The organism is Anabaena azotica FACHB-119, assembly GCF_014697625.1.
GTDB lineage: Bacteria > Cyanobacteriota > Cyanobacteriia > Cyanobacteriales > Nostocaceae > Trichormus > Trichormus azoticus_A.
In genome coordinates, this window is record NZ_JACJSG010000030.1 from 14,347 (window position 1) to 27,848 (window position 13,502).

Consider the following 13,502-nt stretch of genomic DNA (forward strand, 5'->3'; position numbering starts at 1 on the left):
GGTTAAAAAGCTGCTTTTTATTTGGATACATGACAACTTTTGCTACCCCAGAAATTACTTGATAAATCATTTCTTAATCAATACTAGAAGCACTATCACTAGAGGACAGCATCACCGGCTGCTGGTATAGGGGTACTGTGAAGGTGACTGTAGAACCTAGTCCTTCACCCAGGCTGTAAAAATGCACTTCGCCGCCCATCGTCTCTACAAGTTTCTGGGATATGGCTAGCCCTAAACCTGTACCACCATACTGACGGGTGCGGGAACCATCTACTTGAGAGAATAGTTGAAATAGTTTGTCTTGTTGATCTAAGGAAACGCCAATACCAGTATCGGCTATTCTGACTCTTACCATGCCAGGGAATTGCTTTTCTGGAAATTTTCCTTTTTTCAATACAACATCGGCGGTGACAGTAATACCGCCTTCATGAGTAAATTTAATGGCATTACCGACTATATTTAACATGACTTGCAGCAACCGTTGGTAATTGCCTTCAACGACAATTTCATCTGAGGTATGGGGTAACTGCATTCGGAAACTGAGATTTTTGACCTCTGCTTGTGGGCGCATGAAGTTGTCTACATCACAGAATAGCTCTTGTAGCTTGACGGGAGCGCAAACTAACTCCATTTTGCCGGCTTCAATTTTGGCTATGTCTAGGATGTCGTTGATAATGTTGAGCAGATGTAAAGATAATTGATGGGCTTCGGATAAAAATTGATTTTTTTCTTCAGCATCATCTGCCATACCCTCTAAAATCAGCTTGAGGAAACCTATCATACCGTTTAGGGGGGTGCGAATTTCGTGGGAGACGTTAGCGAGAAACTCACTTTTGAGGCGGGAGGCTTCTTCGGCTTTTTGTCTGGCTGCTTCTAATTCTTTATATAAGGTAGCATGAGCGATCGCAGTTCCTAACTGATCCGCTACTTCCTTAGCTAGTTCTATTTCGCAGTTAGTTAGGGGATAACATTCATCTTGCAAGCTGATCGCAATCAAACCATTAGCTTGGTCTTGATAACAGGTGGCTACTACTAATATGTTTTGTTGGGGACAAAGATCATAACCTGGAACTTCCATAATTATTGGTTCCAAGGTTGATAAAGCTTGAGCAAAGGCTTGTTCAGTAGTCACATCTATTTCCAAACCCAACATTGAAGCGCGGTCTGGTTGATGATATTCGGCAATTACACGCACTTTTGAGCTAGAGGGCTGGTAGGGACAGATAATACAGCGTTCTAGCTTGAGTGCTTTGCCTAGAGAGTCTACTGTTTGCTGCCAAATTGCGTCTAAATCTAATGTCCGGCGAATATTTCTGGTAATTTTGTTTACGAGTCTTTGGTGTTGCTGCGATCGCAATACTAGGTCTATTTGAGTTGGCGTAGTAATTGCTACATTCACTTCCTGGTTGTTCGCCTTAACTTGTAATAACCTTCCCATGACTAGGACAGTAGTAGCTGCCGTTCCCAACGGTGTCATAATCGGACTAATCACCAATTCCAACTCGAATAGATTTTGATGACAACTAAACCAGAAGGGAAACTTTTCTGGAACCAAATTTGTCATCACTTGATGCAATCTTTCCATATAGGAAACCTTGTCCACTGGGGCAAAGATTTCTTGTGAATTGCCATCAGCTACTATCTGCTCTGGGTTGAAACCCAAAAGTTCGCTTTTCTGCCAAAAAAAGGACAGGTAACGCCCTGTCCCATCCTGCACATATACCAACTCAGCGCCGAGGGTAGCTAATAAGCTATTAGCCTTATGATTAATTGATTCCAAGTTTTGGGAAAATCTATTTGGCAAGTGGGAATTGGCAGTGATAGTCATTGCATCGAATCGAGTTGGATGGACAAATGGCAACTCACAACAGTTTTACGAAGGCTGGACAAAGCTTGGCGTAAAATTTTATAGCTTAAACATACTGAGTATTGCGTACTTTAACTTTTGTGTCCTTGAGATTGACAAACTTCATATTTTTAGACTTGATTCTTCACAGCCTATTCATGAAGTCAATCATTCCATTCTCCACGGGGAGGAACAGGTACGCGATGGGGGCTGCGCGTCAGTTCATCATCTCTGAGAGCTTCGCCTCGCAACCATTGACGAATCGCTACCTCAATCACCTTACTGGGATCATTAGTCAGGTGCTGAATTTGTTCGAGTAATTCCGAATCCAGTTGGACAGCGATTTCTACCTTATCGGCTTGATTGGATTCCCCATCGGTAGCTCTTTCTTTCATATTCATAGGTTTATATACTCAGGAACTGTCTTGTAACAAGCTTTGAAAAGCGGTTGTATTCACTGTTCGGGTTATTTTACTGACAAAAGATTAAATGTTTATAATTACATAATTCCCCGAAATTTCCCCAAACTAACAGCATCAGATAGTCCAGTGGCAATTTTCATAGAACGTTCTAGACAATTAAGTCAGAGCGGAGGCTTCCTCCGTAGACGCTGAAAGCGGCTTGCCACAGGCATCTGAACTTTGTAAGCAGTCCAGAAGTTTTGTCAGTAAACCAGAGATTCCGAGCAAATACGGGTGGTAATTGCTCATCAGAAAAATGGGTTTGAAACCCCGTCTTTCTACAACGGCTTAAAGTTAAATGCTGGTTTTTAAATGGCGATAAGCCCTGGAACCAGCAAACCCGTTCTAGTCCCTTCCCGCAACACAGCTAAGATGTCTTGGCTTTACCCAACGCCTAACCAATTAGGCTGACAAATAGTCCAGACTAGGGAAGTATCTGGAAATGTGTTCTAAACTGTGTCTATGGTGCGGTATTCACCTCTTGCGTTGTCGCACATTGGTTTAGACAATCCCCGCCCTAAAAGTGCGGGGATGGTGAAATCTACACTATGTACTTATATATATTTATTGTACGCTCCTGGTAGATGATTACTAGCAGAGAAAAATAGACTTTACAGAGATTCTTAAAAAGTCTGTGAGTAATCTTTAAATTGGGGACTGGGGAAAGGGGAAGGGGGAAAGGGGAAGGGGAAGGGGAAGGGGGAAAGGGGAAGGTGAAAAAGAGAAGGGGGAAGGGGGAAAGGAGAAAGGGAAAAATAACAACTGACAACTGATAACTGATAACTGACAACTGACAACTGACAACTGACAACTGACTAATGACTAATAAAGCATTAAAATACATGAAGTAAATGCTCTTTTAACCTTGGTTGCTGCTTCAGCAAAGATTAGTATATGACTGACGTTCCCGCAGTTCGCATTCGCAATTTTTGTATTATTGCTCACATCGATCATGGGAAATCTACCTTGGCCGATCGCTTACTGCAAGCCACTGGCACTGTTGACGAGCGGCAGATGAAGGAACAGTTTCTCGACAACATGGATTTGGAACGGGAGCGCGGCATTACAATTAAGCTGCAAGCTGCCCGGATGAATTATCAAGCCAAAGATGGTCAGCAGTATGTATTGAATTTAATTGATACGCCGGGTCATGTGGATTTCTCTTATGAAGTGTCACGCAGTTTGGCGGCTTGTGAGGGCGCTTTGCTTGTGGTAGATGCGTCTCAAGGTGTTGAGGCGCAAACTTTGGCAAATGTCTATTTAGCACTGGAACACAATCTGGAAATTATCCCGGTTCTCAACAAAATTGACTTACCAGGGGCGGAACCAGACCGGGTAATCAGTGAAATTGAGGAAATTATCGGTCTTGATTGTAGCGGGGCAATTCTGGCTTCGGCTAAGGAAGGGATCGGTATTGATGAGATTCTGGAAGCGATTGTGGAACGTGTACCGCCAGCACCAGATACAACCAAAGAACGCTTACGGGCGTTAATCTTCGATAGCTATTATGACAGCTATCGGGGTGTAATTGTATACTTCCGGGTGATGGATGGGACGGTGAAGAAAGGCGATCGCATTTATCTCATGGCTTCGGGTAAAGAATACGAAATCGATGAGTTAGGCGTGCTTTCTCCCACACAAAAGCAAGTCGATGAACTCCACGCCGGGGAGGTGGGTTATTTAGCAGCCGCAATTAAAGCGGTGGCTGATGCGCGGGTGGGTGACACAATTACCTTATCTAACGCCAAAGCCAGCGAAGCTTTACCCGGTTACACAGAAGCCAACCCGATGGTGTTCTGTGGTATGTTCCCCATCGATGCTGACCAATTTGAAGATTTGCGGGAAGCCTTAGAAAAGCTGCGGCTAAATGATGCTGCACTGCAATATGAACCAGAAACTTCTAGTGCGATGGGTTTCGGCTTCCGTTGCGGGTTCTTGGGTTTGCTGCATATGGAAATTGTGCAGGAACGTTTGGAGAGGGAATATAACCTGGATTTAATTATTACAGCCCCGTCGGTGGTATATAAGGTTATTACCACCAAAGGCGAAGAACTGTATATTGATAATCCTAGCCATTTACCCGCCCCCAACGATCGCGAAAGGATTGAGGAACCCTACGTCCAAGTAGAAATGATTACGCCGGAAACTTTTGTGGGGACTTTGATGGAGTTGTCGCAAAATCGCCGGGGTATTTTCAAAGATATGAAATATCTCACCCAAGGACGTACCACCTTAACTTATGAGATTCCTTTGGCGGAAGTTGTCACCGACTTTTTCGACCAGATGAAATCGCGATCGCGCGGTTATGCCAGTATGGAATATCATCTCATCGGCTACCGAGAAAATCCTCTGGTGAAGTTGGATATCATGATTAACGGCGATCCCGTCGATTCCTTAGCCATGATAGTCCACCGTGATAAAGCTTATGGTGTGGGAAGGTCGATGGCGGAAAAACTCAAAGAGTTGATCCCACGTCACCAATTCAAAGTCCCCATTCAAGCATCCATTGGTAGTAAAGTTATTGCCAGTGAACATATCCCCGCTTTGCGTAAGGATGTGCTTGCTAAGTGCTACGGCGGTGACATCAGCCGGAAGAAGAAACTGTTACAGAAACAGGCGAAGGGTAAAAAGCGGATGAAAGCTGTAGGTACGGTAGATGTACCTCAAGAGGCTTTTATGGCGGTGTTGCGGTTAGACCAAAGCTAGAACACCGCTACTCAATCAGGGTGATACATTTTCTTCTCTCTGTGCCTCTGAGTCTCTGTGTTTAATTCACCACAGAGACACGGAGACACAGAGAGTTTTTATTTTGGAGGAAACTACCTAAGCAGTAGGCTTTTCATACAATCGTAGAAGACTGCTATTGACCATTGATGCTGCGTCACTAGCCAGCCAAGCTGTAAATTCGCCAATATCATCAGCACTAATCCACGTTGGTTGACTACGTTCTTTGCTGCTGCGGGTGGCTACCCAACTATGAACAATGACTTCATTAATTCGCACAGCGCTACCCTTGTTTTCCTGCATCAATACCTGAGCCAACATCAGTTGTCCAGCAGCAGGAATGCTGACAGGGCTGACATTAGGAATTGGTACTTCGGCGGCGGCTCCACCAATTAGGGTATAGCTAGCACCTTTATGTTCTTTGAGAACTGGTATAAAGGTGCGGGCGGCGATGAAGTGACTCGTTAAATTACTATCTAAATATTGTTGCCATTCGGTAATTGAGACTTCGGTAACAGGTTTGTTACCAAACCACCAACCGCCAAGGGAAGCAACTACGGCATCCAGCTTACCAAATTGTTTTAGCAGTTGGTCGCGGATACTTTCTGCACTATCTACTGTCCCAATGTCGCCCACGATGGGAATAAAGCGTTCTGGATGAGCCAGTTCGCCTAAATAATTGCGTAGTTCCTCAAGTTTCTCGGCTTTACGTGAAGGTACGGCTACTATAGCACCAGCTTTCAGGAATGCTCTGACAATACCTTCGCCAACATTGCCTGCACCACCAAGAATTAGGGTGATTTTGTTGTCTAGTTTGTTCATAATGTTTGTATGTTGTTATGCCGAATATCCAAATTGAGTAGGCCTCACGCATAAAAACGAAAAATCAAGGTTTGGGCAAGGGTGTAGGGGTATAGGGGTATAGGGGTGTAAATCTTTAAAACCCTTACACCCTGCCTCAACAGACAACTTTGATGCGTAAGTCCTGTTGAGGCAGTAATCACGCTGCGAGTATGCCACCATCAACAGCAAGGGTATGTCCGTTGACAAAATCGGTAGCGTCAGAACATAACCAAAGCACAGCATTGGCAATGTCTTCGGGTTTGCCCAAACGCCCTGCGGGAACAAAACTTTCAAAGGCTTTGGTATTACCACCAGTTGCTTGATTGAGCATTTCTGTTTCTATTGGGCCTGGTGCGATCGCATTTATGCGAATTTTGTGAGACGCATATTCTAGGGCTGCGGCTTTTGTCAGCATGACTACAGCTGTTTTTGAGGCATCATAAAGCGATAAGCCCGGTGATAGAGGGCGGAAACCATTGATAGAAGCTGTGTTGACAATTACGCCGCCATTGCCTTGTGTCAACATCTGAGTAATTTCGTGCTTCATACACAGAAACACTCCCTTAACGTTGACTGCAAAAACTCGGTCATAGGTTTGCTCAGTCTGCTCTGCCAGTAAAGCATTTTGTCCTAGCATCCCTGCGTTATTGAATGCAATATCCAACTGACCAAACTTATTGACAACGCTGGCAATAGTAGATTTTATCTCTGCTTCCCCAGAGACATCGGCTTTAATAAATAAACCTTCACTGCCTTCCTGATGAATTGAGCTAACGGTTTCATTGCCTTCTTCCTCCCGCCGCCCCACGACAACAACTTTAGCACCAGCACGAGCTAAAGCGATCGCCGTAGTTCGCCCAATCCCAGAAGTACCACCAGTGACAAGAGCCACTTTGTTTTCTAACGAAATCATCCAAATTTCTCCGCTTTCACCCATAAAGCAGTGTGCCTGATTTGGATTGTGCTGCACAAGTAGGTACTTTCTGGTAATATAGTTACCTCATGGTATCCAACAATCACCCCATAGTTCTTAGCGCCGACTGTCCTATGCGCCAGATGCTCGATCTGGTTGGCGATAAATGGACACCGCCGATTCTGTATCTTTTATCTTCTGGTACTAAGCGTTACACTGATTTTCAACGGCAAATACCCGGAGTTTCCAAAAAAATGCTGACACAGACCCTGAGAAGGTTAGAGGCGACTGGTGTTGTGCAACGAACTGTCTACCCAGTTGTGCCGCCAAAGGTGGAGTATAATTTGACTCCTTTTGGTGAAAAGCTGATTGAACCAATAGCTGCTCTGGCTTCTTGGGCTTGGCAGCACCAAGAAGAATTACGACTGGTTTACGAACGTCAGCAGGTACGATAAGGGAGCAGGGGGAGTAGGGGGAGTAGGGGAAGAAGACTTTAATCAGCTTCTACACTTTCACTCATGGAATAATTTAATTTCTGGAAGTCCCTTGATAAAAAATTTGCATATTTTCCCGAATAGTTCAGGAGCTATTTGAATAAATTATAAAGATACAGCTAATAACAAGCTACTAATTTAAAATTGTTTCTTTTGATAGATATCATTGAGAAAGCTGACAATATAAGCTTTTCTAATTTTAAATCTTCAATTTTCTATTTCTGATAAGCGTGGGGGGTAGGATACCTAGTTCTATTTGGGCTTTCAATCAGGTACTCTAATAAGCTTCATCTATTATTCACGGATTTGCCCAGCTTTAATAATTTTTGCTCACTTGAACCCAAAAAAATGTAAAAAAATCCGAAAATTTTAGTAAGTCAATTTGCCGCAAGTGCCGCCCTCATATTTTTAGATATATATAAGGCATTGGAGAGTCTGCTTCATGAAGATACTGGTACTAAGTTGGGAGTTTCCGCCGAGAATAGTTGGAGGTATTGCCCGTCATGTGGCGGAGTTGTACCCAGAATTGGTCAAACTGGGGCATGAAATCCATTTAATTACGGTGGAAGTTGGTCAAGCTTCAATGTATGAGGTGGTGGAGGGCATACAAGTACATCGAGTACCAGTATCTCATAGTAATGACTTTTTTCACTGGGTGGCGAATTTTAATCAAAGCATTGGACATCATGGAGGGAAGTTAATTAACGAGGAAGGCCCGTTTGATTTAATTCACGCCCATGATTGGTTAGTAGGGGATGCGGCGATCGCTCTCAAGCATAACTTTAGAATTCCCCTAATTGCTACTATCCACGCTACAGAATCTGGTCGTCATAATGGTATTTACAATGATACCCAACGTTATATCCACGGCAAGGAAAACTTACTAGCTTACAATGCTTGGCGGATTATTGTCTGTACGAATTATATGCGGCAAGAAGTGGCAAGAGCGCTTTCAAGCCCTTGGGATAAAATCGATGTGATTCATAACGGTATCCGCCCTGAAAAGAAACAGCATCATGAAGATTTTCATGCTCAAGAGTTTCGTCGCCAATTTGCGGGGGATCATGAGAAGATTGTCTACTATGTGGGACGGATGACCTACGAAAAGGGTGTATCAGTTTTACTGAATGCAGCGCCTAAAGTCCTGTCAGAAATGGGTGGCTACGTGAAATTTGTGATTGTTGGTGGTGGTAATACTGACAATCTTAAACGCCAAGCATTGGATTTGGGAATTTGGCACAAATGCTACTTTACAGGTTTTCTCACAGATGAATATTTGGACAGATTCCAAACTATAGCTGATTGTGCAGTATTTCCCAGCCTTTACGAACCCTTTGGGATTGTAGCTTTAGAAAGCTTCGCCTCGCGGGTTCCCGTAGTGGTGTCAGATACAGGCGGCTTCCCGGAGGTAGTGCAACATACCAAGACGGGGGTAGTAACTTGGGTGAATAATCCTGATTCTTTGGCTTGGGGAATTTTGGAAGTTTTGAAAAATCCTGGTTATCGTCAATGGCTGGTGGATAACGCCTATGAGGATTTGCAACGCCGTTTTAGCTGGCCTAAGTTAGCCCAACAAACTGAGGCTGTATATCAACGAGTGGTGGAAGAGCGATCGCAAGTTGAATGGTAACAAAATGTAAAGACAAGCTGAGGTTTTTGCAGATTCACTGAGAGAATTAATCGCTACTTTTGCGTTATGCGGCGCTAACAAACAGTACAAGCCTTGTACGCTGGGAATTATAGCCTTGGGAGTGCGAAATTAAGCAATAAGCTACGATTTTTAAACTACATAATTACTTATTAGTTAACAGTTGACGCTCAACAGTCAACAGTCAACAAGAAAGAATATGCAGTTTAAATGTCAGATAGCTTAGTTGCAGTTTGCTTCAAAAGGTTCTTATGACAAGGGCATTCCCAAATATAGCAAAGTGCTTGAAGAATTTTATAGCTCGTCTTACAGCATACCTGAAACTCTTGTTTCAGGGAAACACTGTCGATGTTCTTCCTGCCTTAGCTGGCCCTGTCCTTAACTTGGGTGGGGGTGGCCCGGATGTGGAAGCGGCTATTCAATGGATGATTAACCAAGTCAGAGGAACCGGTAGAGTCAATGTTGTAGTCTTACGAACTTACGGCAGCGATGACTACGATCATCTCATTTATAGCATGAGCGGTGTCAACTCTGTACAGACGTTAATTGTCAGCAATCGCCAAGATGCCAACAGAGATGATATTGTACAGAAAATCCTTAATGCTGATGTAGTATTTTTTGCTGGTGGCGACCAATGCCAATATATCCGTAGTTGGAAAGACACCAAACTAGAGGCGGCTGTAGCATCAGTTTACAGCAGAGGCGGGGCTGTGGGTGGCACTAGCGCGGGCGCAATGATTATGAGTGATTTTGTATATGATGCTTGCGCCCGCGAAGACCCCGTAGAAACGAAAGATGCGCTAGATGATCCTTACGAAAATATTACTTTTAGCTACAACTTCTTTAAATGGCAGCATTTGCAAGGGACTGTCATAGACACCCATTTTGATACCCGTAAACGCATGGGTCGAATCATGGCATTTATCGCCAGACAAATTCAAGATGGTGTGTGTCAAACTGCGTTAGGGATAGCTGTTAGTGAGGAGACATCAGTTGTTGTAGATAAATATGGTAAGGCGAAAGTGATGGGGAGAAATGCAGCATATTTTGTTTTGGGCGACCATCCACCAGAGATATGCAAACCGCGAACACCACTCACATATTACGACTACAAAATCTGGCGAGTCCCCAGTGGCGACACTTTTGACCTGAATAACCCACCAGCTAGGGGTTATTATTACCGGAGTGTGAAGCGGGGAAGGTTTGATGCAGACCCGTATTGAGGGGTAGGGGAGATGAGGGAGATGAGGGGGATGAGGGGGATGAGGGAGATGAGGGAGATGAGGGAGATGAGGGAAAAACAAAAAGCCTTTCCCCTTTCCCCAGTCCCCAGTCCCCAATCCCTAGACCAAACTCGCCTGTTTGCGTAAACTTTGAATAGTAGCGATCGCGTGTTTCGCTACTAGATCAATTTCCTCTGCTGTATTAAACCTTCCAATACCAAAGCGAATTGAGGCGTAGGCTAGTTTTTCTGGGCTTCCCAAGGCGCTGAGGACGTGGGAGGGGGCGGTTTTGGTGGAGGAACAGGCTGAACCAGAAGACACCGCTACTACTGGTTGTAAACCTAACCCAAGCGCAGCACCATCTACGCCTTCAATACTAATATTCAAGTTTCCGGCTAGGCGTTGGCTAGGATGTCCGTTGAGGTGAATACCCTCAAGTTGTGATAGTTGTGACCACAATCTTTCTCTTAACTGGGTGAGGCGTTGATTTTCTGTAGTTTGTTCGCTGAGGGCGATTTCTACGGCTTTGGCAAAACCGACAATTTGCGGTGTGTACAGCGTCCCGGAACGCATTCCCCGTTCATGTCCACCGCCATGTTGCTGGGGTGCGAGTTGGACTCTGGGGTTGCGTCTTCTGACGTATAATGCACCGATACCTTTCGGCCCATAGACTTTATGGGCGGTGAGGGACATCAGGTCGATGTTCATTGCTTCTACATCTAAGGGGATTTTGCCAATGGCTTGGGCTGCATCTGTATGGAAAATTATATGGCGATCGCGGCACATTCCCCCAATTTCTGCCAAAGGTTGCAACACGCCAATTTCATTATTAGCAGCCATCACCGATACTAAAATCGTATCATCACGCAACGCTTTTTCTAATTCTGTTAAATCAATTAATCCATCTGCTTTGACTGGCAGAATAGTAATATCAAAACCCAAAGTTTTCAAATAGTTACAAGGGTCAAGTACAGCATGATGTTCAGTTGCAATGGTAATAATATGCTGACCTTTGGGAAAATAAGCTTCAGCTACACCTTTAATTGCTAAATTATTCGCTTCCGTCGCCCCGCTTGTAAAGACAATTTCTTCTGGGGTAGCGTTAATAGCTGTTGCTAAAATCTCCCTTGCTTGTCTCACAGATGCTTCTGTTTCCCAACCGTAAATATGACTAATACTCGCCGGGTTGCCAAATTTTTCTGTAAAGTAGGGTAGCATAGCTGCTAACACCCGCTCATCTACAGGTGTGGTAGCGTGACAATCAAGATATATTGGACGATTAGACATGACTTCTAACTTAATAGTTGACTAAAATTTTTCAAAATTACCAGAACTTCATATAGTTCATTTTTTCGTTTTAATAATGTAAATTCATCTGATATATCATAAGTGGGAGTATGCGTCTTAATCAATTTTATAAACATAAAATGACTACCATTAGTCAGCAATCCAAACACAGGCTTATCTTGATTAGGACTAGCCAGCATATAAGCCAATGCTTGAGGAATATTTTCTAAAAGAGATATCCCAGCCCTTTTCGATTCAATTACTAGCAACCAAAACTGCTTTTGAATAACTAAAATATCTATTCTTCCTCTGATAACCTCTCCTTCATCTTCTACAGAAATTTCTATAGATTCCTCAGTTCCAATAGCAAAAGGCTGACTATAAAAGCCTGCCAAGTCTAATAAAGGTGACAAGACAACCATTTTAACAGCATTCTCTAGAATTGGTGGTCTTTGGGCTAAGTTTAAGAAATTTGATTTAACTCTATCTAAATATTGCTTTTCTACATCTGTAATTTCTGGCAAATTATCTAACCATTCTGTGAAGAAAGCCTCATCTTCTACTCGTTGCAACCCAAATCTTTCTTTTAGATAGGCAAGCCCTATATTTTTTGCTTGGATGATTTGAACCATAGTTTAAAAAATAGATACTACTGGCGTGTCTAGACTAAAATATTGCATTAGCCAACAATTTATCGTCTTACTCATCTGCGTTCATCTGCGTTCGATTTTTTTCCCAATCTAATGCCGCATTTTAGTTTGGTCACGCTACTACTTATTGTAAGTAAATTTTCACCAAATAATTTTAATGATAAAAATATGCAAAGCGCAGTATAACATCAATTATTGTAGACTGCGCTGATATTGTTGATAAATTATTTTAAATATTTGTTAACTCTTGTAATTTTTGCAAAACGGCTTGTGCATGACCTTTAGCTTTAACATTAGGCCAAGCATAGGCGATAATTCCATCAGGTGAGATTAAAAAAGTTGAACGGGCGACACCCATGTATTCTTTGCCCATAAATTTCTTTAAGCGCCAAGCACCGTATGCTTCTATCAGTTTATGTTCTGGGTCGCTTAGAAGAGTGATAGACAAACTATGTTTATCGATGAATTTGCAATGTGCTTTACCAGAGTCAGGACTTACACCTAAAATTTTCGCTTCTAATTGGCTAAATTCTTGATATAATTCTGTAAAATCCTTGGCTTCTGTGGTGCAGCCTGGGGTGTCATCTTTGGGATAGAAATAAATTACAACCCACTGATTATTAAAATCACTCAGACTGACTAAATTACCATTCTGGTCAGGGGTAGAAAAATTAGGCGCTGGCTGTCCAGGCTGGGGAATGTTGCTCATAATTTTACTGGTGTAAATAGCGGAATATGCAGGCTTTTAGATTGTACATAAATTAGGCGATCGCTCATTCTCCACTTGACATTTTTAGCAAATCTGTAGGGTGGGCAGTGCAGCGCCAAGAATCAGATATAATCCTACAGGTCTAAAAATTGTGGCGCTGCTGTCGGCGACGTTTACCCCGAACTTTACTCATTAAGAAGTTAAATATACTCGGTTCAGAAGACGCTGTTGATTCTGGCTGATTTTGTTTCCTACTTCTCCAATAATCTACAGAATATATATTGAAACCATGACCAGCAAGCAAAATAAACAGCACAATTCCGTAACTTAACATGGAAGTGGCTGCACCCCAATTCTGTACCGATGTTACGCCTAACTTCAAAATTATCATGAGTACAAAAGTGACAATTAAAGCGCTGCGTGTTGCTAAACCAATGGTGATTAATATACCCACAATTAATTCTACTGGAGGAACTAAATAGGAATTAATTCTTACCAGAAATTCAGGAAAATAGGAATTTTCTAATTGTTTAACTGTGGCTTCCACAAAGCCGGGAATATTCCCAATGCGAGTAAATCCATGATTAAAATAATTTACGCCTATAAGAATGCGTAAAAGTAAATAGGCGATCGCAATATCTTTCTGCTTGAGACTTAAATAATTTCTACTGTCAGCCATGATTATTCACTCCAACCTTAACTAA

The 13,502-nt window shown here is 42.9% G+C and carries 12 protein-coding genes; 4 read left to right on the forward strand and 8 right to left on the reverse strand.

The features are described 5' to 3' along the window. Positions 1-73 precede the first annotated feature (73 nt). Positions 74-1,828, reverse strand: coding sequence for a sensor histidine kinase (locus H6G83_RS20850; protein ID WP_190475830.1), 1,755 nt, complete (start codon positions 1,826-1,828; stop codon positions 74-76). 182 nt (positions 1,829-2,010) lie between these two features. Beyond that, entirely contained in the window at positions 2,011-2,247 is a 237-nt protein-coding gene (locus H6G83_RS20855; RefSeq protein WP_190475832.1) for a hypothetical protein, read from the reverse strand. 954 nt (positions 2,248-3,201) lie between these two features. Here H6G83_RS20855 and lepA point away from each other — a divergent pair. Further along, positions 3,202-5,013 (forward strand): translation elongation factor 4, encoded by a 1,812-nt coding sequence (lepA, locus tag H6G83_RS20860; RefSeq protein WP_190475834.1) that lies wholly within the window; start codon positions 3,202-3,204, stop codon positions 5,011-5,013. Positions 5,014-5,130: 117 nt separating this feature from the next. Here lepA and H6G83_RS20865 read toward each other — a convergent pair whose 3' ends face one another. Both H6G83_RS20865 and H6G83_RS20870 read right to left on the reverse strand, forming a co-directional pair. Then, on the reverse strand, positions 5,131-5,853 hold the full coding sequence (locus H6G83_RS20865; protein WP_190475836.1) for an SDR family NAD(P)-dependent oxidoreductase: 723 nt from the start codon (positions 5,851-5,853) through the stop codon (positions 5,131-5,133). A 178-nt stretch (positions 5,854-6,031) separates the two neighbouring features. Continuing rightward, on the reverse strand, positions 6,032-6,787 hold the full coding sequence (locus H6G83_RS20870; protein WP_190475838.1) for a glucose 1-dehydrogenase: 756 nt from the start codon (positions 6,785-6,787) through the stop codon (positions 6,032-6,034). Between the two features lie 89 nt (positions 6,788-6,876). Between H6G83_RS20870 and H6G83_RS20875 the strand changes: the two genes are divergently transcribed. The 3 genes from H6G83_RS20875 (at position 6,877) to H6G83_RS20885 (ending at position 10,152) form a co-directional block, all read left to right on the forward strand. Next, positions 6,877-7,242 (forward strand): winged helix-turn-helix transcriptional regulator, encoded by a 366-nt coding sequence (locus H6G83_RS20875; protein WP_190475840.1) that lies wholly within the window; start codon positions 6,877-6,879, stop codon positions 7,240-7,242. 481 nt (positions 7,243-7,723) lie between these two features. Continuing rightward, on the forward strand, positions 7,724-8,911 hold the full coding sequence (locus H6G83_RS20880) for a glycosyltransferase family 4 protein (RefSeq protein WP_190475842.1): 1,188 nt from the start codon (positions 7,724-7,726) through the stop codon (positions 8,909-8,911). 269 nt (positions 8,912-9,180) lie between these two features. Next, positions 9,181-10,152 carry a cyanophycinase gene (locus H6G83_RS20885; RefSeq protein WP_190475844.1) on the forward strand — a complete coding sequence of 324 codons (972 nt, stop codon included), beginning with the start codon at positions 9,181-9,183 and terminating at the stop codon, positions 10,150-10,152. A 120-nt stretch (positions 10,153-10,272) separates the two neighbouring features. On the opposite strand, the gene H6G83_RS20890 is transcribed toward H6G83_RS20885, so the two are convergent. From H6G83_RS20890 to H6G83_RS20905, 4 genes are all read right to left on the reverse strand, one after another. Then, a complete protein-coding gene (locus H6G83_RS20890; RefSeq protein WP_190475846.1) occupies positions 10,273-11,439 on the reverse strand; it encodes a cysteine desulfurase family protein in 1,167 nt (388 codons plus the stop codon). Between the two features lie 5 nt (positions 11,440-11,444). Beyond that, the gene (locus tag H6G83_RS20895) at positions 11,445-12,071 is read right to left on the reverse strand and encodes a type I restriction endonuclease (protein ID WP_190475848.1); all 627 of its coding nucleotides are present in this window, start codon (positions 12,069-12,071) and stop codon (positions 11,445-11,447) included. 247 nt (positions 12,072-12,318) lie between these two features. Then, entirely contained in the window at positions 12,319-12,798 is a 480-nt protein-coding gene (gene bcp / locus H6G83_RS20900) for a thioredoxin-dependent thiol peroxidase (protein WP_190475849.1), read from the reverse strand. Between the two features lie 142 nt (positions 12,799-12,940). Next, positions 12,941-13,477 carry a DoxX family protein gene (locus tag H6G83_RS20905; RefSeq protein ID WP_190475851.1) on the reverse strand — a complete coding sequence of 179 codons (537 nt, stop codon included), beginning with the start codon at positions 13,475-13,477 and terminating at the stop codon, positions 12,941-12,943. Positions 13,478-13,502: the final 25 nt, after the last annotated feature.